16 protein-coding genes are annotated in these 19553 nt (G+C 57.1%); 15 read left to right on the forward strand and 1 reads right to left on the reverse strand.

The window, feature by feature from the left end; all coding sequences use genetic code 11:
• The first annotated feature begins 59 nt into the window (after positions 1-59).
• The 15 genes from acsC (at position 60) to MOST_RS12240 (ending at position 18691) form a co-directional block, all read left to right on the forward strand.
• Positions 60-1400 carry an acetyl-CoA decarbonylase/synthase complex subunit gamma gene (gene acsC, locus MOST_RS12170; RefSeq protein ID WP_054935863.1) on the forward strand — a complete coding sequence of 447 codons (1341 nt, stop codon included), beginning with the start codon at positions 60-62 and terminating at the stop codon, positions 1398-1400.
• Positions 1397-3304 carry an ASKHA domain-containing protein gene (locus tag MOST_RS12175; RefSeq protein ID WP_054935864.1) on the forward strand — a complete coding sequence of 636 codons (1908 nt, stop codon included), beginning with the start codon at positions 1397-1399 and terminating at the stop codon, positions 3302-3304. Before acsC ends, MOST_RS12175 begins: the two co-directional genes overlap by 4 nt.
• Positions 3304-4053, forward strand: coding sequence for an ATP-binding protein (locus MOST_RS12180; RefSeq protein ID WP_054935865.1), 750 nt, complete (start codon positions 3304-3306; stop codon positions 4051-4053). Before MOST_RS12175 ends, MOST_RS12180 begins: the two co-directional genes overlap by 1 nt.
• Before the next feature lie 24 nt (positions 4054-4077).
• Positions 4078-5046, forward strand: a complete 969-nt coding sequence (locus MOST_RS12185) for an acetyl-CoA decarbonylase/synthase complex subunit delta (RefSeq protein WP_054935866.1) — start codon at positions 4078-4080, stop codon at positions 5044-5046.
• Positions 5047-5062: 16 nt separating this feature from the next.
• Complete coding sequence (locus MOST_RS12190) at positions 5063-5851, forward strand: methyltetrahydrofolate cobalamin methyltransferase (RefSeq protein WP_054935867.1); 789 nt, start codon at positions 5063-5065, stop codon at positions 5849-5851.
• 186 nt (positions 5852-6037) lie between these two features.
• Positions 6038-6592 (forward strand): 4Fe-4S dicluster domain-containing protein, encoded by a 555-nt coding sequence (locus MOST_RS12195; protein WP_054935868.1) that lies wholly within the window; start codon positions 6038-6040, stop codon positions 6590-6592.
• Positions 6589-7461 (forward strand): CoB--CoM heterodisulfide reductase iron-sulfur subunit B family protein, encoded by an 873-nt coding sequence (locus MOST_RS12200; protein ID WP_054935869.1) that lies wholly within the window; start codon positions 6589-6591, stop codon positions 7459-7461. The genes MOST_RS12195 and MOST_RS12200 overlap by 4 nt, the downstream gene beginning before the upstream one ends.
• A gap of 20 nt (positions 7462-7481) precedes the next feature.
• On the forward strand, positions 7482-11948 hold the full coding sequence (locus MOST_RS12205; RefSeq protein ID WP_054935870.1) for an FAD-dependent oxidoreductase: 4467 nt from the start codon (positions 7482-7484) through the stop codon (positions 11946-11948).
• 4 nt (positions 11949-11952) lie between these two features.
• The gene (locus MOST_RS12210) at positions 11953-12405 is read left to right on the forward strand and encodes a hydrogenase iron-sulfur subunit (RefSeq protein ID WP_054935871.1); all 453 of its coding nucleotides are present in this window, start codon (positions 11953-11955) and stop codon (positions 12403-12405) included.
• The gene (locus tag MOST_RS12215; protein WP_054935872.1) at positions 12402-13073 is read left to right on the forward strand and encodes a methylenetetrahydrofolate reductase C-terminal domain-containing protein; all 672 of its coding nucleotides are present in this window, start codon (positions 12402-12404) and stop codon (positions 13071-13073) included. The genes MOST_RS12210 and MOST_RS12215 overlap by 4 nt, the downstream gene beginning before the upstream one ends.
• Complete coding sequence (locus MOST_RS12220; protein ID WP_054935873.1) at positions 13070-13993, forward strand: methylenetetrahydrofolate reductase; 924 nt, start codon at positions 13070-13072, stop codon at positions 13991-13993. The genes MOST_RS12215 and MOST_RS12220 overlap by 4 nt, the downstream gene beginning before the upstream one ends.
• 108 nt (positions 13994-14101) lie before the next feature.
• Positions 14102-14989 (forward strand): hypothetical protein, encoded by an 888-nt coding sequence (locus MOST_RS12225; protein WP_106007188.1) that lies wholly within the window; start codon positions 14102-14104, stop codon positions 14987-14989.
• Between the two features lie 340 nt (positions 14990-15329).
• Positions 15330-15812 (forward strand): Lrp/AsnC family transcriptional regulator, encoded by a 483-nt coding sequence (locus MOST_RS12230; RefSeq protein WP_054935875.1) that lies wholly within the window; start codon positions 15330-15332, stop codon positions 15810-15812.
• Entirely contained in the window at positions 15809-17023 is a 1215-nt protein-coding gene (locus MOST_RS12235) for an aminotransferase class I/II-fold pyridoxal phosphate-dependent enzyme (protein ID WP_054935876.1), read from the forward strand. Before MOST_RS12230 ends, MOST_RS12235 begins: the two co-directional genes overlap by 4 nt.
• A gap of 57 nt (positions 17024-17080) precedes the next feature.
• Positions 17081-18691, forward strand: coding sequence for an MBL fold metallo-hydrolase RNA specificity domain-containing protein (locus tag MOST_RS12240; protein WP_083476485.1), 1611 nt, complete (start codon positions 17081-17083; stop codon positions 18689-18691).
• Here the strand turns inward: MOST_RS12240 and MOST_RS12245 are convergent.
• Positions 18688-19521 carry an Asp23/Gls24 family envelope stress response protein gene (locus MOST_RS12245; RefSeq protein ID WP_054935877.1) on the reverse strand — a complete coding sequence of 278 codons (834 nt, stop codon included), beginning with the start codon at positions 19519-19521 and terminating at the stop codon, positions 18688-18690. The genes MOST_RS12240 and MOST_RS12245 overlap by 4 nt on opposite strands.
• Positions 19522-19553: the final 32 nt, after the last annotated feature.

Here is a 19553-nt window from a genome sequence, read left to right on the forward strand (position 1 = left end):
CCTCTCCCGCATACACCCGGCCCGGTATATTTGACCTTAAAGGAAAGGAGTTAAAAGTTATGGCTTTAACGGGACTGGAAATTTATAAACAGCTGCCTAAAAAGAACTGTGGCGAATGTGGTACGCCCACCTGCCTGGCTTTTGCCATGAACCTGGCGGCCGGTAAAGCCAGTCTGGACTCTTGCCCCTACGTTTCCGATGCCGCCCGGGAGGCCCTTAATGCTGCCGCGGCCCCGCCCATTGCCAAGGTAGTCCTGGGTACAGGTACGGCAGCAGTGGAGATGGGGGATGAGACCGAACTCTTCCGCCACGACAAGCGCTTCTACCATGAAACAGCCATTGCCATCCAGGTAAGCGATAACCTCAGTAACGAAGAGTTAATGGCTAAAGTTGCTGCCATCAACGAACTGCAATTTGACCGGGTGGGACAGCATTATACCATCCAGGCCATTGCCATCCGCCACGACGCCGATGACCCCAATGCCTTCCAGGCAGCTGTAGCTGCGGTTGCTGCCGCTACCCGGCTAAACCTTATCCTCATGGCTAACGATGCCGCCGTGTTAAAAACTGCCGTGGCGGGAGTAGCCGACCGCAAGCCCCTATTATATGCGGCCACTGCTGCCAATTACGAGGCCATGACTACCCTGGCTAAAGAGTTTAATTGTCCCCTGGCGGTATATGGTAACGGCCTGGAAGAACTGGCCGGCCTGGTGGACAAAATTGTCGCCCTGGGCTGCAAGCAGTTGGTCCTTGACCCCGGAGCCCGGGAAACTTCCCGTGCCGTTGCCGACTTTACCCAGATCCGCCGCCTGGCCATTAAAAAACGCTTCCGTTCCTTCGGCTATCCCATTATTGCCCTGACGACGGCCGGCGATCCCCTGGCGGAAATTCTCCAGGCAACGAACTATATCAGCAAGTACGCCAGCCTGGTAGTTTTGCGTACCGCCGCCAAAGAACACCTGTTACCCCTGCTGTCCTGGCGCCAGAATCTCTATACCGACCCACAGGTACCCATCCGGGTAGAAGAGAAACTCAATGAAATAGGAGCCGTTAATGAGAATTCACCGGTTTATGTGACCACCAACTTCTCCCTGACCTATTACTCGGTAGAAGGAGAAATTGAAAGCACCAAGATCCCCAGCTACCTGCTTTCCGTCGATACCGATGGCCTGTCCGTGCTAACGGCCTATGCCGATGGCAAGTTTGAGGCTGAAAAGATTGCCGGCGTCATGAAAAAAGTGGGTCTCGAAAATAAGGTCAAGCACCGCCGGATTATTATCCCCGGAGCAGTGGCCGTCCTGAAGGGCAAGCTGGAAGACCTGACAGGCTGGGAGGTACTGGTAGGACCCCGGGAAGCCAGCGGTATCGTGGCCTTTGCCCGGGCCAACCTGGCGTCATGAAGCACTTTACTGTCACCTTCATGTCTGATAATATCCAGGTCCAGGTAACGGCAGGTACCACCGTCCTGGAGGCGGCCCAAAAGGCCGGCCTGCCCCTGAAAAGTACCTGCGGTGGTGCCGGTACCTGCGGCCGCTGTATCATTAAAGTTCGCCGGGGAGAGGTTCAGGTTAAAGGAGGACACCTGCCGGCCAAATTGAAGGAAGAGGGTTATACCCTGGCCTGCCAGACCATCATCCAGGGTGATGTAGCCATCGAGATTCCGGCAGAATCCCTCCTCAGCAAACACCAGGTGCTCCTCCAGGACAAGGGACGGCTGCAGGACGGCCTGACTGATTTACTGGGTTCCTATCCCCTGGAGGCTGCCTGTGAAGTAGTAACCTTGCATCTCGCCGAGCCTACCCTGACGGAAAACACCAGTGACACTAGCCGCCTGCTGACGGCACTGCGCAAAGAAAAAGGGGTGGAGGGGCAGGTGAGCTTAGCTCTTCTCCAGGATTTGCCGGAGAGCTTGCGCCAGGCCGGCTGGCAGGTTGATGTCACCCTGGCCAGGGCTGATAACCGCCTCTTACGGGTTACCCCTGCCGGGTCAGGCAGGAGCTTTGGCCTGGCCATAGACCTGGGTACCACGACGGTAGTAGTCTCCCTCCTGGATCTGCGTAACGGCCGGAGGATTGGCCAGGGCGGTAGTTATAACCGCCAGGCGGTATACGGGGATGATGTCATTTCCCGCATCATCCACGCCACCAGTAACCATGGGGGCCTGGAGGAACTGCGCCAGGCGGCCCTGGCCACCATTAATGAGATAAGTAATTCTTTACTGGCCAACCACGGGATTAACCAGGCGGAGGTGACGGCTGCAGTCATTGCCGGCAACACTACCATGAGCCACCTGCTGCTGGGCGTAAATCCCAAGTATATCCGCCTGCAACCCTATATCCCTGCTGCTACCGAGTGGCCGGCCCTCACTGCCGGGGAAATCGGGCTGGCCATTAATCCCCTGGCTACCGTCCAGGTCTTCCCAAGCGTAGCCAGCTATGTGGGCGGCGATATTGTCTCGGGTGCCCTCTTTACCCGCATTGCCAGTGGAGAAGAACTAACCCTCTTCATTGACATTGGCACCAACGGGGAAATGGTTCTGGGGAATAAGGACTGGCTCATATCCTGCGCCTGTTCGGCGGGGCCGGCCTTTGAAGGCAGCGGCATCACTTGCGGTATGCGGGCCATGGAGGGAGCAGTTGAAGGAGTAACCATCGACCCGGAAACCTATGAAGTCGAGCTGGAAGTAATAGGCGACGGCCGTCCGGCCGGTCTATGTGGCAGCGGTTTAATTGACTGCCTGGCGAAGCTCAGGCGGGCCGGCATCATCGACCGGACCGGTAACTTCCAGGAAGTAGCCACACCCCGGCTAAGGCTTACTGATGAAGGATACGAGTTTGTCCTGGCCTGGGCGGCAGAAAGCAGCCACGGCAAGGATATCGTCATTACCGCCGCCGACATCAAAAATCTCATCCGCTCCAAGGGAGCCGTCTTTGCCGGCATCCAGAGCCTGTTAAAGACCGTCTCCCTGGAACTGGAAGCAGTCGACAGGATTATCATTGCCGGCGGTTTCGGCAATTACCTGCACGTTCCCAATGCCGTTGAAATCGGCCTCTTACCCGATTTACCGGCGGAAAAATACGTCTTTGCCGGCAACACTTCCCTCAAAGGTGCCGAACTGGCCCTCCTTTCCCGGCCGGCCTGGCAGGAAGCCCTGGAACTGGGCCACAAGATGACCTACCTGGAGCTTTCCGCCGGCAACCTCTTTATGGAGGAATTTGTCTCGGCCCTGTTCCTGCCCCACACCCAGCTGGAACTCTTCCCCTCCGTAACCGGTGGGACCAGCCCGCAAAGGAGGGAAGGCTAGTGGCCCGCCATATTGCCGTTGCCGGTAAAGGGGGTACAGGAAAGACCACCTTTGCCGCCTTGTTGATACGCTATCTAGTTGAGAAGAAAAAGGGGAGCATCCTGGCCGTGGATGCCGACCCCAACGCCAATTTAAACGAAGCCCTGGGCGTTAAAGTCGATACCGTTATTGCTGATATCCTTGATGCCACCAAAAATCCGCGGGCCATCCCCGCGGGCATGAGTAAGGATATGTTCATCCAGTACCAGCTGGCCCAGGCCCTGGTGGAAACGAGGGACTTTGATCTATTAACCATGGGCCGGCCCCAGGGACCGGGCTGTTACTGTTATCCCAATGACCTCTTGCGCAAGCACCTGGAAACCTTAAGCGCCAGCTACGACTATATGGTCATTGACAGTGAAGCCGGTCTGGAGCATATCAGCCGGCGGGTTATCCAGAATGTGAAGGACCTCTTCGTCATCAGCGACGCCTCCGTGCGGGGGATTCGTTCCGCCGGTAGGGTACAGGAACTGGTCCAGGAACTGCAGCTTGCTATTCCCAATATGTACCTGATAGTAACCAAAACCACCGGGGACCAGGGGCCCCTCCAGGAAGAGATCGAGCGGACGGGATTGCCCCTGGGCGGGACTATTCCCTATGATGAACAGGTCGTCGCTTTTGACACTTACGGCAAACCCCTTTTTGAGCTACCGGCAGAAGCCCCGGCCGTCCTGGCAGTCAGTGACATCCTGAGCAGGTGCCCTATTTAACAATTTATGGAAGGAGTGTTTTTCATGGCCGTCCAGATTTTACGTGATCGCAGCCGCGCAACGGTACAAAAAGTTGTCCTGGGTGCCACCAAAGAGCAGGGTGGTACCCGCAGCCATACCATTGTTGTCGGCGGCGATGCTGCCCTTCCCTTCCACCATTTTGAAGGAGAGATTAGCCGTCCCGTTATTGCCATGGAAGTCCAGGATATCGTTCCCGACTGGCCGGAAGTGTTGAAGGATCCCTTTAATGATGTAATTAATGAGCCCGGCCGCTGGGCGCAAAAATGCGTGGCCGAATACGGTGCCGACCTTATTTACCTGAAACTAGACGGTGCCGATCCCGAAGGGGCCAACCGCTCGGTAGACCAGTGTGTGGCTACCGTCAAGGAAGTCCTGCAGGCTGTTGGTGTTCCCCTGATTGTCGTCGGCTGCGACGACGTGGAGAAGGATCACGACGTCCTGGAGGCAGTAGCCGAAGCGGCAGCAGGGGAAAACCTGCTCCTGGGTAACGCCGAGCAGGACAACTACAAATCCCTGACGGCGGCCTGCATGGTGCACAAGCACAACATTATTGCCCGCTCGCCCCTGGATATCAATATCTGCAAGCAGCTCAACATCCTCATCAACGAAATGAACCTGGGCCTGGACCACATTGTTATTGACCCTTCCATCGGCGGCCTGGGCTACGGGATAGAATACGCCTACTCGATTATGGAGCGCATCCGCCTGGGGGCCCTCCAGGGCGATAAAATGCTCTCCATGCCGGTGATCTGTACGGTAGGTTATGAGGCCTGGCGGGCCAAGGAAGCTGTAGCTCCGGTTAGCGAATACCCCGGCTGGGGTAAAGAGGTTGAGCGGGGTATCCTCTGGGAAGCCGTTACCGCCACCGCCCTCCTCCAGGCCGGCGCCCACATTCTCCTCATGCGCCACCCGGAAGCTGTGGCCAAAGTCAAGGAAAATATCGACCAGCTTATGGCCAGCAACGCTTATTAAGAAGGAGGTCAAAAGCATGCTTATCATTGGTGAAAGGATTAACGGCATGTTCAATGACATTAAACGGGCCATCCAGGAACGGGACCCGGCCCCCGTACAGGAATGGGCCCGCCGCCAGGAAGAAGGCGGCGCCCGCGCCCTGGATCTAAATGTCGGGCCGGCCGTCCAGGATAAGGTCAGTGCCATGGAATGGCTGGTAGAGGTCACCCAGGAAGCCAGCAGTCTAACCCTGTGCCTGGATTCCACCAATATCGCGGCCATCGAAGCGGGACTGAAAAAAGCCAAAAACAGGGTTATTATCAACTCCACCAATGCCGAACGGGAAAAAATAGAAAAATTGTTCCCCCTGGCCGTGGAGCACGGCGCAGCCCTCATTGGCCTCACTATGAATAAAACCGGCATCCCTAAGGATAGCGACACCCGCCTGGCCTTTGCCATGGAACTGGTAGCTGCGGCTGATGAATTCGGCCTGCCCATGGATGACCTGTATATTGACCCCTTAATTCTCCCGGCCAATGTCGCCCAGGATCACGCCCCGGAGGTTTTAAAAACCCTGCAACAGATTAAAATGCTGGCCGACCCGGCCCCCCGGACCGTACTGGGCTTGAGCAACGTCTCCCAGAACTGCCAGAACCGGCCCCTCATCAACCGGACTTTCCTGGCCATGGCCATGGCCTGCGGCCTGGATGCCGCCATTGCCGATGCCTGCGACGAAGCCCTCATGGAAACGGCGGCAGCAGCAGAAATTTTGCTCAACCAGACGGTTTACTGTGATTCTTTTGTCAAGATGTTTAAAACCAGGTAGGATTTTTATCAACAACGTCGAAGCTTATTACGGAGTAGCTAAAATAATGAAATTGTTACAATAGCGAACAGCGTTACAGGAATACGTTGATACCTGGGGGAAAATTACTGCAGTAAAGTGGAGAGAGGTACCGGCGTATGGTTTAACGCTGGTCCTCTCTTTTTAGGGCAGGAAGGAGGAAGGGGATTGGCTGAGCAACAAATTATGCCTTCCCACCAGCTTGTTGCTCCGGTGGCCAGGCAATCGGGTCAACCTGTCAGCCGTTGTTACCAGTGCCATAAATGTACTGCCGGCTGTCCGGTCACGATGGCCATGGACCTGATGCCCCACCAGGTAGTACGCTTTGTGCAGCTTGGTCTGGAAGAAGAACTCTTAAAAAGCAAAACCATCTGGCAATGTGCTGCCTGCCGGACCTGTGTTTCCCGTTGTCCCAACGGCATCGACATTGCCGCTATTAACGACGCTTTGAAGCAGCGGGCCCTGGCTAAAGGAGTCCAGCCGGCCCTGCCGGAAGTGGCTGCCTTCCACCAGGCCTTCCTGGCTTCGGTTAAAAGCAAAGGCCGGGTCCATGAACTGGGGATGATGATCGCCTTTAAGATGAAAACAGGCACCTATTTCCAGGATGTCCCCCTGGGGCTGAAAATGTTCCGCCGCGGTAAACTACGGCTTTTACCCGAAGGGCTTAAAAATAAAGCTCGCTTCCGGGCCTTGTGGCAAGGGGAAAAGGGGGGACAGGCATGAAATTAAGTTATTACCCGGGCTGTTCCCTGCACTCGACGGCGGCTGAATTTTCCGCCTCCACCGAAGCCGTGTTTAAAGCCCTGGGAGTGGAGTTACAGGAACTGGGCGACTGGTGCTGTTGCGGCGCCACCTCCGGCCATTCCCTTAACAGTTACCTGAGCCATGCCTTACCCCTGCATAACCTGGTCCTGGCTGAGGCTGCCGGTAACGATTTGCTGGTACCCTGTGCCGCCTGTTATAACTCCTTAAAAGCGGCCCAGGCCTTTATGGCCGGCGGCAGCCAGGAAGCCCGGGAACTCAACCGGCAGGCAGGTCAAATCCTGGGGCGGGAATACCGGGGAGAGGTGCGGGTGCGCCATGTCGTAGACATGCTGGCCGATCCCCGCCTCCAGGCTCTGCTGGATGGGAAAGCAAAAAAAAGCCTGGCCGGCCTCCCCCTGGCTGCCTACTACGGTTGCCTGCTGACCCGGCCACCCAAAGTAGCCAGTTTTGAAGCTAATCCTGAACAGCCCCGGCTGATGGACCGGCTCCTGGCCCGGTGCGGTGCCACTCCGGTAGGCTGGACCCATAAAAACGAGTGTTGCGGGGCCAGTCTCGCCATTCCCCAGCCGCAACTTGTGGAGCAACTGGTGGGAAAAATTGTAGCTGCTGCTCGCTATGCCGGAGCTGCAGCCATAGTGACGGCCTGTCCCCTGTGCCAGACTAACCTGGACAGCCGCCAGCCGGCCGGCGCAGAACCTCTACCCGTCTTTTTCATTACCGAAATCATCGGCCTGGCCCTGGGGCTGGATGCCGCTCCCTGGTTAAAGAAACATTTAGTAGATCCCCTGCCCCTTTTACGGCAGCAGGGGTTGCTGGTAGCCTCCTAGCAGAAAGGTTGTGAGACGCCATGAATGAAAAGCAGGAAAATGTCCCGGCCGTAGGTTCGGTCCTGGTCCTCGGCGGCGGTATTGCCGGTATGCAGTCGGCCCTTGACCTGGCTAATGCAGGCTACCTGGTTCACCTGGTGACAGAAAGTTCTTCCATAGGCGGTCGTATGGCCCAGCTGGACAAAACCTTCCCCACCAATGAATGTGCCATGTGCCTGCTGGGGCCCCGGATGACGGATACCTTAAACCATCCCAATATCCGCCTGCATACATGCGCCTCCCTGGAGAAAGTAGAAGGGGAAAAGGGTAATTTTACCGTCCAGATCCGGGAAAAACCCCGCTACGTTAATATTGAGGAATGTACCGCCTGCGGCGACTGCGAGCAGGTCTGCCCGGTGTCTGTTCCCAATGAGTATAATCAGAATATGGGCAGCAGGAAGGCCATTCACAAGATGTTTCCCCAGGCGGTACCCAATAAATACCTGATTACCAAAAGGGGTACGCCTCCCTGCCGCAGCGCCTGCCCGGCCGGTACCAATGCCCAGGGTTATGTGGCCCTGATCTCCCAGGGTAAATTTGCCGAGGCCCTGGAAGTTGTCCACCGCCGGATGCCCTTTGCCGGCATCTGCGGCCGCATCTGCCACCACCCCTGCGAAACCGAATGCAACCGGGGACAGTTTGACGATCCCATTGCCATTGCCACTTTGAAAAGGGCGGCCTATGACTATGGCTGGGAAGCTGAAGCAGCCCGGGAAAAGGAACAGAGGCCGGAGCTTCCCGCCAGGCAAGAAAAAGTCGCCATCATCGGCGCGGGCCCGGCTGGCCTGACAGCCGCCCAGGACCTGGCCCTGGCAGGCTTCCAGGTTACCGTTTACGACGCCTTGAGCCAGCCCGGCGGCATGCTGCGAGGCGGCATTCCCCGCTATCGCCTTCCCCTGGAGGTAGTCGACCGGGAAACCGGGCGCATTCTCGCTTTAGGCATTAAGTTTGTGCCCAATACCGTTGTCGGCAAAGATATTACCCTGGCGGAACTGCAAAAGCAGTACAACGCCGTCATTATCGCCATCGGCCTGCAACAGAGCCGGATGTTAAAGCTGGAAGGTGCCGATTTAAAGGGTATTCTACCTGGAGTAGCTATCCTGCGGGAAACCGCCCTGGGCGGCCGGCCCGACGTAGGAGCAAGGGTTGTTGTCATCGGCGGCGGTAACGTAGCCATTGACGTAGCCCGGACGGCCCGACGCCTGGGGGCCAGGGAAGTCCACCTGGCCTGCCTGGAATCCCGGCAGGAAATGCCGGCCCACCCCTGGGAGATTGAAGAAGCCCTGGAAGAAGGCATCATCATCCATCCTTCCTGGGGTCCCAAACGTTTCCTTGGCGAAGGGGGCCGGGTCACCGGTATTGAACTAATGCAGTGTACCCGGGTTTTCGATGCAGAACGCCGTTTTAATCCCCAGTATAACCCGGAAGTTACCCAAACCCTGGCTGCCGACACCATTATCCTGGCCATCGGCCAGGCTGCCGATCTTTCTTTCTTAAGCGAAGACGGTAACATAGCCACCAGCCGCGGCCTGATTGCTGCCGATCCCCTGACCCTGGCTACCAGCGTCCCCGGCATCTTTGCCTGCGGCGACATCGTCCGCGGGCCCGCCTCGGTAGTGGAAGCCGTAGCCAGCGGCCACGAAGCAGCAGAATCCGTCAAGCGGTACCTCCAGGGCGAAGACCTGGCTGCCGGCCGTTCCCTGGAAAAAGAACCCAAGCTGGACCCGCCGCCCAATGTTATACCCTTCCCCGGCCGGCGCAAAGTCCAGGCCATGGCCCCGGTAGCAGAGCGCATCCAGGATTTCCGGGAAGTCTACCAGGGCTTTACCCCGGAAGAAGCCATAGAAGAGGCCAAACGCTGCCTGAACTGCGGCATCTGCTCGGAATGTCTCCAGTGTGAAGCCGTCTGCAAGAAAAAGGCCGTCGAGCACTGGCAGCAGGAAAAGGTAGTAGAACTCAAGGTTGGCTCCCTGGTCCTGGCCCCCGGCTATGAACTCTTTGATGCCACCCTGGCCGGCGAATACGGTTACGGTTATTATGCCAATGTGGTGACCAGCCTAGAGTTTGAGCGGCTGCTCAGCGCCACCGGCCCCACGGAAAGCCACGTGGTACGGCCTTCCGATCACCGGCCGCCCAAAAAGGTGGCCTTCATCCAGTGCGTCGGTTCCCGGGATTGCGAGGGGGAAGGCAGCCCTTACTGCTCGGCCATCTGCTGCATGTATTCCACCAAAGAAGCCATTATTGCCCGGGAACATGACGCCAATATTGAGCCGACCATTTTTTACCTGGATATCCGCGCCTACGGTAAAAACTTCGACCGCTACGTCGAAGCGGCTAAAGCCGCCGGCGTGCGTTATGTGCGGGCTATGATTTCCCGGGTGGAAGAAGACCCGCAGACCAAAAACCTTATTATCCAGTACTATACCGACGGCAGGATAATCCGGGAAGAGTTTGACATGGTTGTTTTAGCGGTAGGCGTCAGGCCACCGGCCGGCGCGGAAAAACTGGCGGCCGTTGCCAGTATTGAGCTTAATCCTTATGGCTTTGCTAAGACCTTACCCTTCCAGCCGGTAGCCACTACCCGGCCAGGCGTTTATGTGGCCGGCGTCTTCCAGGGTCCCCGGGACATCCCGGAAACGGTAGTCAATGCCAGCGCTGCCGCATCTTTAGCCGGTGCCGCCATAGCCTCGGGCCGCAATACCCTGGTCACGCCCAAGGAATACCCGCCGGAGAGGGACGTGAGCCAGGAAGAACCGCGGGTTGGTGTCTTTATCTGCCACTGCGGCATTAATATCGCCGGCGTAGTCGACGTCAAGGCGGTAGTTGAGGCTGCCGCCAAACTCCCAGGAGTGGTCCATGCCGAGGATAACCTCTACACCTGTTCCCAGGACACCCTGAAGAAGATTAAAGACGCCATCCAGGAATACAACCTGAACCGGGTGGTAGTGGCCTCCTGCACCATACGCACCCACCAGCCCCTTTTCCGGGAAGCCTTAAGGGAGGCCGGCTTAAACCAGTTCTACTTTGAAATGGCCAATATCCGCGACCAGTGTTCCTGGGTACACCGCAACGAACCGGCCAGCGCCACTTTAAAGGCTATTGACCTGGTACGGATGGCGGTAGCCAAGGTTAAACGTCATGAAGCCTTACACCTGCAGCCGGTACCGGTAATCCAGAGAGCCCTGATCATCGGCGGCGGCATAGCTGGCTTGACAGCAGCGTTAAATATCGCCGAACAGGGGTTTGACGCCATTATCGTCGAACGGGAAGCTGAACTGGGTGGACAGGTCCGGCATTTACGGACCACCCTAGAAGGGGAAGACCTCCAGGCCCTGTTAAAAGACCTGATCGCCAGGGTCCGGGCCAACCCCCGTATCCAGGTGTACACCAGTGCCCGCCTGGAAGACTTTGGCGGCCACCAGGGACACTTTACCACCACCATTTCCCTTGTTGGTGAACCTGGTAAAGAACACCTGCGCCGTACATGTAAGCTGGAACACGGCGTGGTGATCGTCGCTACCGGCAGCCAGGAGTTAAAAACCGACGCTTATCTCTATGGCCAGGACGAGCGGGTGGTAACCAATACCCAGCTGGAGCAGGCCCTGGCCGACGGCCACTGGGATGCCGGCAAGAACAAACAGGTAGTCTTTATCCAGTGCGTTGGTTCCCGGGATGGCGAGCACCCCTACTGCAGCCGCACCTGCTGCGCCCAGACCATTAAAAACGCCCTGGCCATAAAAACGCGCAATCCTGAAGCTTTAGTTTACGTCCTTTACCGGGACATCCGCACCTATGCCTTCATGGAGGATTATTACCGCCAGGCCCGGGAGCAGGGCATCCTCTTTATCCACTATGAGCCGGAAAGACCACCTGAGGTGCGCCGGCGGGACATCGGCCTGCTGGAGGTTTTAGTTAAGGATTCCGATTCCGGCAAAGACCTGGTGCTCTGGCCCGACCAGCTGGTGCTGGCCACGGGTGCCGTGGCCCCGGACGGGGTGGAAAAACTGGCTACCATGCTGAAACTACCTTTAAATGAAGATAAATTCTATGTCGAGACCCATGCCAAGCTGGCGCCCATTGACTTCCCCTCGGCCGGGATTTTCCTCTGCGGTGCCGGTCATGCGCCTAAATTCGCCAGTGAAGCCATTGCCCAGGCCCAAGGTGCCGTGGCCCGGGCCTGTACCATTTTGAGCCGGGAAAACCTGATGGTAGGCGGCGTGGTAGCCGTGGTCGATGAAAACAAGTGCGCTGCCTGCCTGACCTGCGTCCGGGTCTGCCCCTACAGCGTCCCGCGCATTAATGAGCGTAACGTGGCCGAAATCAATGCCGTCCAGTGTATGGGCTGCGGTACCTGTGCCGGTGAATGCCCGGCCAAGGCCATCCAGCTCCAGTTCTATAAAGATGACCAGCTGCTGGCCAAGGTAGCCGGCCTCTTCGGGGAGGTGTAGTCAATTGCAGGAGTTTGAACCAAAAATTATAGCCTTCTGTTGCTACTACTGTGCCTATTCAGCCGCCGACCTGGCCGGATCCTTGCGCCTGCAGTACCCGGCCAACATCCGGGTAATTGAGATGCCCTGTTCCGGGAAGACCGACGTCCGGGTCCTGCTGGAAGCCTTCGAAGACGGTGCCGACGGTGTCTATGTCCTGGGCTGCATGGAAGGCGATTGCCACTTCTTGAAGGGGAATTTCCGGGCCAAACGCCGGGTCCAGCAGGCGAAAAAAATCCTGGACGAGATCGGCATCGGCGGTGAGCGCCTGGAGATGTACAACCTCTCGGCGGCCATGGGACCGCGTTTTGCGGAAATTGCCCGGGAGTTTACCGAGCGTATCCGTAAATTAGGTCCCAGCCCGTTAAATAAAAAATATGCATCTGCAAATTCGATGAAAGCAGGTGAGCAGGAATGATTATCGCTGAGGGTAAACCCCTGGCCGAGGTTGCCGGGTTGATTCAAGAGGCCAGAAAGGTGCTGGTAGTCGGTTGCGGCGGCTGCGTGACCGTTTGCCTGGCCGGCGGGGAAAAGGAAACCGGGATCCTGGCCGCCGCTTTGCGGCTGCTGAGGCAAAAGGAAGGCAACCCTCTGGAAACAGTGGAGGTTACCCTGACCCGCCAGTGTGACCCTGAATACGTGGATATGCTGGAAAAATACGTTACCGACGATGTCGATGCCATCGTTTCCCTGGCCTGCGGTGTCGGCGTCCAGTTCCTGGCCGAACGCTATAATAAATGGGTGGTACCGGCCTTAAACACCAAGTTCGCCGGCGGCACCGTTGAGCACGGCGTCTGGGAAGAGCGCTGCGGGCTATGCGGCGAGTGTATCCTCTATAAAACCGGGGGTATTTGCCCCATTATCCGTTGCTCCAAGAGCATTTTAAACGGGCCCTGCGGCGGTTCCCAGAATGGAAAGTGTGAGGTTAACCCGGAAACCCCCTGTGCCTGGCAGCTCATCTACGACCGGATGCAGGCCCTGGGTAAACTGGATCTCCTCATGGAAATCCAGCCACCCAAGGACTGGTCCAAGTCCCGGGACGGCGGTCCCCGGAAAGTGGTACGAGAGGATGTGAGGCTGGCATGAAAACAGAAAGCAAACTGGAAAAACTCCTTTCCCAGGGTCATTTTGTGGTCAGCGGTGAGATCGGCCCGCCCAAACACGCCAACCCCGAGGGCATCAAAAAACATACCGCCCAGTTAAAAGACTATGTGGATGCCATGAACCTGACGGACAACCAGACGGCCATTGTCCGCCTCTCGAGTATTGCTGCCGGTGTCCACGTCCTCCAGGCAGGGGGCGAGCCTATTATCCAGATGACGGTCCGGGACCGCAACCGCATCGCCCTGCAGAGCGACCTCCTGGGGGCCTATAGCCTGGGAATGCGCAACGTCCTCTGCCTGTCGGGGGATCACCAGTCCTTTGGCAACCACCCGACGGCCAAAAACGTCCATGATGTGGACTCCCTGCAGCTCATTAAAATCGTCAAGGACCTCCGGGACGAGAAAAAATTTGCCTGCGGGGAAGAACTGAAGGGCAATGAACCAAGGTTCTTCATCGGCGCCGCTGCCAATCCTTTCGCCGATCCCTTTGAGTTCCGGGTCTTGCGGCTGGAAAAGAAAATCAACGCCGGCGCCGACTTCATCCAGACCCAGTGCATCTTTGATATGGAGCGTTTCGAGCGTTTCATGGCCATGGTCAGGGAAAGGGGCCTGCATAAAAAAGCCCATATCATTGCCGGCGTCATGCCCCTGAAGTCTGCCAAAGCCGCTAAATATATGCAGCAGTCGGTAGCCGGGATGATCGTTCCCGATGAAATTGTTAACCGGATGGAAAAAGCTGCCGACCCCAAGGCCGAAGGGGTGGCCATATGTGTCGAACAGATTAAACACCTCAAGACCATTGAAGGGGTAGCCGGCGTACACATTATGGCCGTGATGTGGGAAGAAATCATCCCCACCATCGTCCAGGAAGCCGGCCTTTACCCCCGGCCCAAGGCGGAATAAATTTTGACCCCGGGTTTGCACCCCGGGTTTTTTTACTGGCCTGCAGTTCTTGCCGGTAACCTGGCCGCATATATTGATGGGAGGAAGAGCTGCCAGGAGGTGGGGAGATTGCGCAATAACCGGCTGGAAAATGAAATCCTGCAGCGTGTCGATGAACTGGTTCAATGTGCCATATCCATAAGCCTTAAAGATGAATCTGCCCGCGTAGAACAACTGGCCCGCGGTATCGCCATGGTTCAGGAAATGGGTGACTTGCTCCTGGAAGTCCTCGAAGGACGGGAACAGCATCTCCAGGCTTTACTTGAGCAACTGGTTGCCCAGCGTCTACCAGACCGTCGTATCCTGCAGAGCTTTGGCAACTTTCCCCGGGATATACAGTATATAATTAGCGAAGGAACAGCCCGTTACTTTAAGGCCCGGGAGGAAAAGGGAAAGGAACATGCTCCCAGTGAGGAAAGTAAACCTGCTGCCCCGGGTGAAACAGTTGATGCGGCAAATTCGGCATCCCCGGCCGCGCAAGCAGTGGAAGTAGCTGCAGACCAGCCTCCGCTAGAAGCAACACCTAGCGATACATCCGGAGAACCGGTAAATGAACCGCTTCCCGGACCCGTAAGTACCGGAGAAGATAACTTCCTGCCGGTCGGCCGGCAAGACGACATGACCTCCCCGGAGAGTGAAACAGCGTCCTCAGCCGCCCCGGCCGGCGCCGCTTCCGGCAATCAGGCCCTGGAAGCCCTGCGCCTGGCCCTCCTCCAGGCGTACCCGGACGAAGAAGTAATTACCAACTATGAGACCCGGGGAGGAAAAATTCCCTTTTTCCTGCCCCGCCTGCAGCTAGGCTTTGAGCCGGACGGTATGCGCTATGACTGGCGCCATGAATTTTACTGTCGCCAACAGGGGATCAGCATTCGCAAAGTGGCCGCCGATGAACTGGCCAATCCGGCCTATTTGGCCCGCCGCCTGCGACGGGAAGCCAGCTGGCGCCAGCTTACTTAATTTATTATTGACACAGCAGCCAGGCCAGTGCTACAATAGCATTAAAATTTACAGCAAGGTTAAAGGCAGTGAAGGGAAGAGTAGGCAGGCCCCCTGCTCACCAGCGAACCGGGGAGGGTGCAAGCCCGGTAGCAGACCTGTCGAAAGCCACCCCGGAGCCGCCGCCTGAAGGATTTATCCCCCAAGGGTAGGACGCTGGCCCCGTTAACGGCCAAAGCGCATTAACAAAGGCGCTACAGAGCTGGGTCGTACGAGACCAATGAGGGTGGTACCGCGGGAATAAAACCTCCCGTCCCTTTGCGGGGCGGGAGGTTTTCATATATCATACGGAGGTTTATCCATGCGTAAAAAAATACTCGAATTACTGGAAAATAACGGTAAATTGACCGCTAAAGAAATAGCCATTATGTTAGCCCTGCCGGTAGACCAGGTAGCTAAAGAAATAGCCGCCATGGAGCAGGAAAAAATTATTTTACGCTACCATACCCTGATTAACTGGGAAAAGGCCGGCGCAGAAGAGGTGGCGGCCTTAATCGACGTTAAGGTAACGCCCCAGCAGGATGTGGGCTTTGACGAGATTGCCGGCCGTATCTACCGTTACCCGGAAGTAAAATCCGTTTTCCTAATGTCCGGCAGCTATGACCTTTCCGTCCTGGTCCAGGGAAAGAGTCTCAAGGAAGTGGCCACCTTTGTCTCCCAGAAGCTGGCTACCCTGGAACACGTCCAGAGTACAGTTACCCATTTTATCCTGAAAAGATATAAACAGGATGGGGTTATTTTTGAGGATCAAGAAGCAGACCGGAGGCAGGTGTTGCAACCATGACCATTACTTACGGTTTTGAGGCCCAGCGCTTTATCAATCCTACTGTCAAAAATATACCACCTTCCGGCATCCGTCGCTTTTTTGACCTGGTAGCCAGCACCCGCGGGGTTATTTCCCTGGGCGTGGGGGAACCGGATTTTGTCACGCCCTGGCACATCCGGGAAGCCTGCGTCCAATCCCTGGAGCGGGGTTATACCATGTATACCTCCAACTACGGCCTGCCCGAATTACGCCAGGCCATAGCCGACTACCTGGCGGAACGTTTTGGCTTAAGTTACGATCCCCAGAAGCAAGTCATGGTCACCATTGGTGCCAGCGAAGCTGTTGACCTGGCCTTGCGGACGGTCATCAATCCTGGCGACGAAGTCCTGATCCCCGAGCCCTGTTATGTTTCCTACCGGCCCATCACCCAGCTGGCCGGTGGCGTTCCCGTCACGGTGCCAACTACCATGGCTGATGAATTTGCCTTGACGGCGGCGCAGCTGGAAAAATATGTCACACCCCGTACCAAGGTCCTCATCCTGTGTTTTCCTAACAACCCCACCGGTGCCGTCCTTGATGAGGCCGAAATGCAGGCTATCGCCTCCCTGGTAAAGAAGTATAACCTGCTGGTGATCAGCGACGAAATCTATGCCGAGTTGCGCTATGACGGCCCGCCCCGGTCCTTTGCCGCCCTCCCCGGCATGCAGGAACGGACCATCCTGGTCAGCGGCTTTTCCAAGGCCTTTGCCATGACCGGCTGGCGGGTGGGTTATGTGGCCGCCCACCCCGACTTCCTGGCCGCCATGGTCAAGATTCACCAGTATACCATCCTCTGTGCGCCGGTGATGGGACAGATGGCCGCCCTGGAGGCCCTGCGCCACGGGCGCCAGGATGTGGAGCGGATGGTGGCCGAGTATGACCGGCGCCGCCGCCTGGTCGTCAGTCGCCTGCGGGAAATGGGCCTGGAGTGTTTTGAACCCCGGGGCGCGTTTTACGTTTTCCCATCTATTAAAGTTACGGGTTTAACGTCCACCCAATTTGCCGAAGAACTCCTGAAAGAAGAAAAGGTAGCCGTCGTCCCCGGCCCGGCCTTTGGCAGCAGCGGGGAAGGCTTTATCCGCTGTTCCTACGCTACTTCCCTGGCCGAGCTGACGGAAGCCATGAACCGGATGGAACACTTTGTCGCACGGCGCCTGGCCTTCAAGCATCGGGCCGTGGCCCACGCGTAACAGACCTTGGAGGCGAAACTCAGAGGTCGGCAAAAAATTAGAACAGGGAGAGGAAAGATGATCAATTTACATTTCTACGGTGCTGCCGGGACGGTAACAGGCTCCTGCTACCTTCTCGATAACGGGCGGCACCGCCTCCTTATTGACTGCGGGCTTTTCCAGGGTTCCAAAGCCATTAAAGAACGCAACTATGGACCTTTTCCCTTTAATCCGGCCAGTATCGATGCCCTGGTCCTCACCCATGCCCACATCGACCACTGCGGCCTGATCCCAAAGCTTTACCTGCAGGGCTTCCAGGGGCCGGTATTCACCACGCCGGCCAGCGCCGAGCTGGCCGGCGTCCTGCTACCGGACAGCGGTCATATCCAGGAAATGGAGGTTGAGCGCAAAAACCGGAAAAACAGCCGTGCCGGCCTGCCCCTTTTAACCCCCATCTATACCGCCGCCCAGGCGGCTGCCTGCCTGGAGCATTTTCAGGCCCTGGATTATAAAGAAGAAAAGGAGATTTTACCGGGCTTTCGCCTGCGCCTCCAGGACGCCGGTCATATCCTGGGGTCAGCGATAGCGGAAATCTGGGTGCGCGATGGGGACCAAGAAGTAAAGGTTACCTTTTCCGGCGATTTAGGTAACCCGGGACAACCCATTGTCAATGACCCGGCGCCCATTGAGTCCACCGATTACCTGGTCATGGAGTCTACCTACGGCAACCGCCACCATAACGTCCAGGGGGACAAAATTGAGCGCCTGAAAGAAGTAATCATCAAAACCATGAAAAAGGGAGGTAACCTGGTTATCCCCGCCTTTGCCGTGGAGCGTACCCAGGACCTCCTCTATGCTCTTAATGTCCTCCTGCGCCAGGAAGCCATTAAGGTAGACAAAATTTATCTCGATAGCCCCCTGGCAGTGGCTGCCACCGAGATCTTCTGCCGCCACCAGGATTATTTTGATGCTGAAACCAAAGAGTTAAGTAATGACGGCGCCACCTGTCCCTTCTACCTGCCGGGGCTGCACTTAAGCCGCACCGCCGAGGAATCCATGGCTATCAATAAAATCCAGGGAGGAGCCATCATCATTGCGGCCAGCGGCATGTGCGACGCCGGCCGCATCAAGCACCACCTGAAACACAACCTCTGGCGCCCGGAAAGTACAGTCCTCCTGGTAGGCTACCAGGCAGCCGGTACCCTGGGGCGGCGCCTGCTCGACGGGGAGAAGCGGGTACGCATCCACGGCGAAGAAATTGCCGTACGGGCTGAAATTGTCAGTCTTGACGGCTTTTCCGCCCATGCCGACCAGGCGGGTTTATTAAAATGGCTTAAATCCTTTGCCCGGCCCCCCCGCAAAGTTTTTATAACCCACGGGGAAGAAGAAGCAGCCAGGGATTTCGCCAGCCTGGTAACTGCTGAGCTGGGCCTGGCTACAGAAGTCCCGCAATGGCTGGCTGCCGCTCAACTCCTGCCGCTAGCGGAAAGCCTGCCGGCAGCCTCGCCGGCTACCCTGACGGCCCGCGCCGCAGCCGCCGAAGCCGAAGCCATCTACCAGCGCATCCTGGTGCAGCTCAAGGCCCTGGTAGAAGCAGGTTTTGCCCGGCAGGATTATGCCGGCGTCAATCATAAACTGCAGCAAATAGCGGCTCTTTTAAACCAGAACCTGGACGAAAAAGCCAGCTAGAGCCGGTCATCGGCAAATTTAATCCCGCGAACCGTAATATTGACAGCCTCAATTTCCAGGGCTGTCATATTTGTAATCATTGCTTTTACCCGTTTTTGCGCAGCCCTCAGAAGGGGAGGCCAGTAAACACCGTAAGGAGCGGCAACCTCCAGGTTTACCACCAGATTGCCATTCCTGTTTTCCACCTGGACGCGAGGATTAGCCAGGCCGGCAGCGGTTACCAGGTAAACAGCCAGCTGCGCCACTGCATTATGGGCAATATAGAAATGGCCCAGGGAGTTAAAGGTCGGCCGGACGGTGGTCTGTTCCACCCACAGGTTTTTCTTTTTTCCCGGCGGTGCCTGGCGCCGGCGCAAAAAAGTTTTTAACGGTTCGATAAAAGGCCCGTTAAAGCGCGGCTTGACTTCCACGGTGGGTGCCGGGATGACGTGTTTCCCAAGCTGGCTACGAATCTGCCGGGCGCGGGCAATCTCTTTCGGCGTAGCCACTTCGGTGATATCCACCCAGATGGAGGGCGGCGGCAGCTGCAGGCGGCTGGTTATGCGCTCTGCCATTTCCCGAGAGGTGCTGATCACCAGGAGGCGCCGGGGAGCAATGGCCGCCAGTCTCTCCTGGACTTCCCGGGCGTGGTCAGGGTCGCTGAAAAGGGCCGTTCTGATGGCCCCTACCCGCGTCGGCTGTTCCTTGGCCGAAACTCCCGCCAGAATACGACTCCCCTGGATAAGCAAACCGTCGTCAATTATGGCTTCGGCGGCATAATCCCGGGCAACTGCCAGGGCGCGGTGACTTTTGCCGCTGCCGCTAGGACCAATGAGGGCAACCACTTCCATGGGATTTTACCTCCATTTAACTAAGATAATTA

The organism is Neomoorella stamsii (genome assembly GCF_002995805.1).
GTDB classification, from domain to species: Bacteria; Bacillota; DSM-521; order Neomoorellales; family Neomoorellaceae; genus Neomoorella; species Neomoorella stamsii.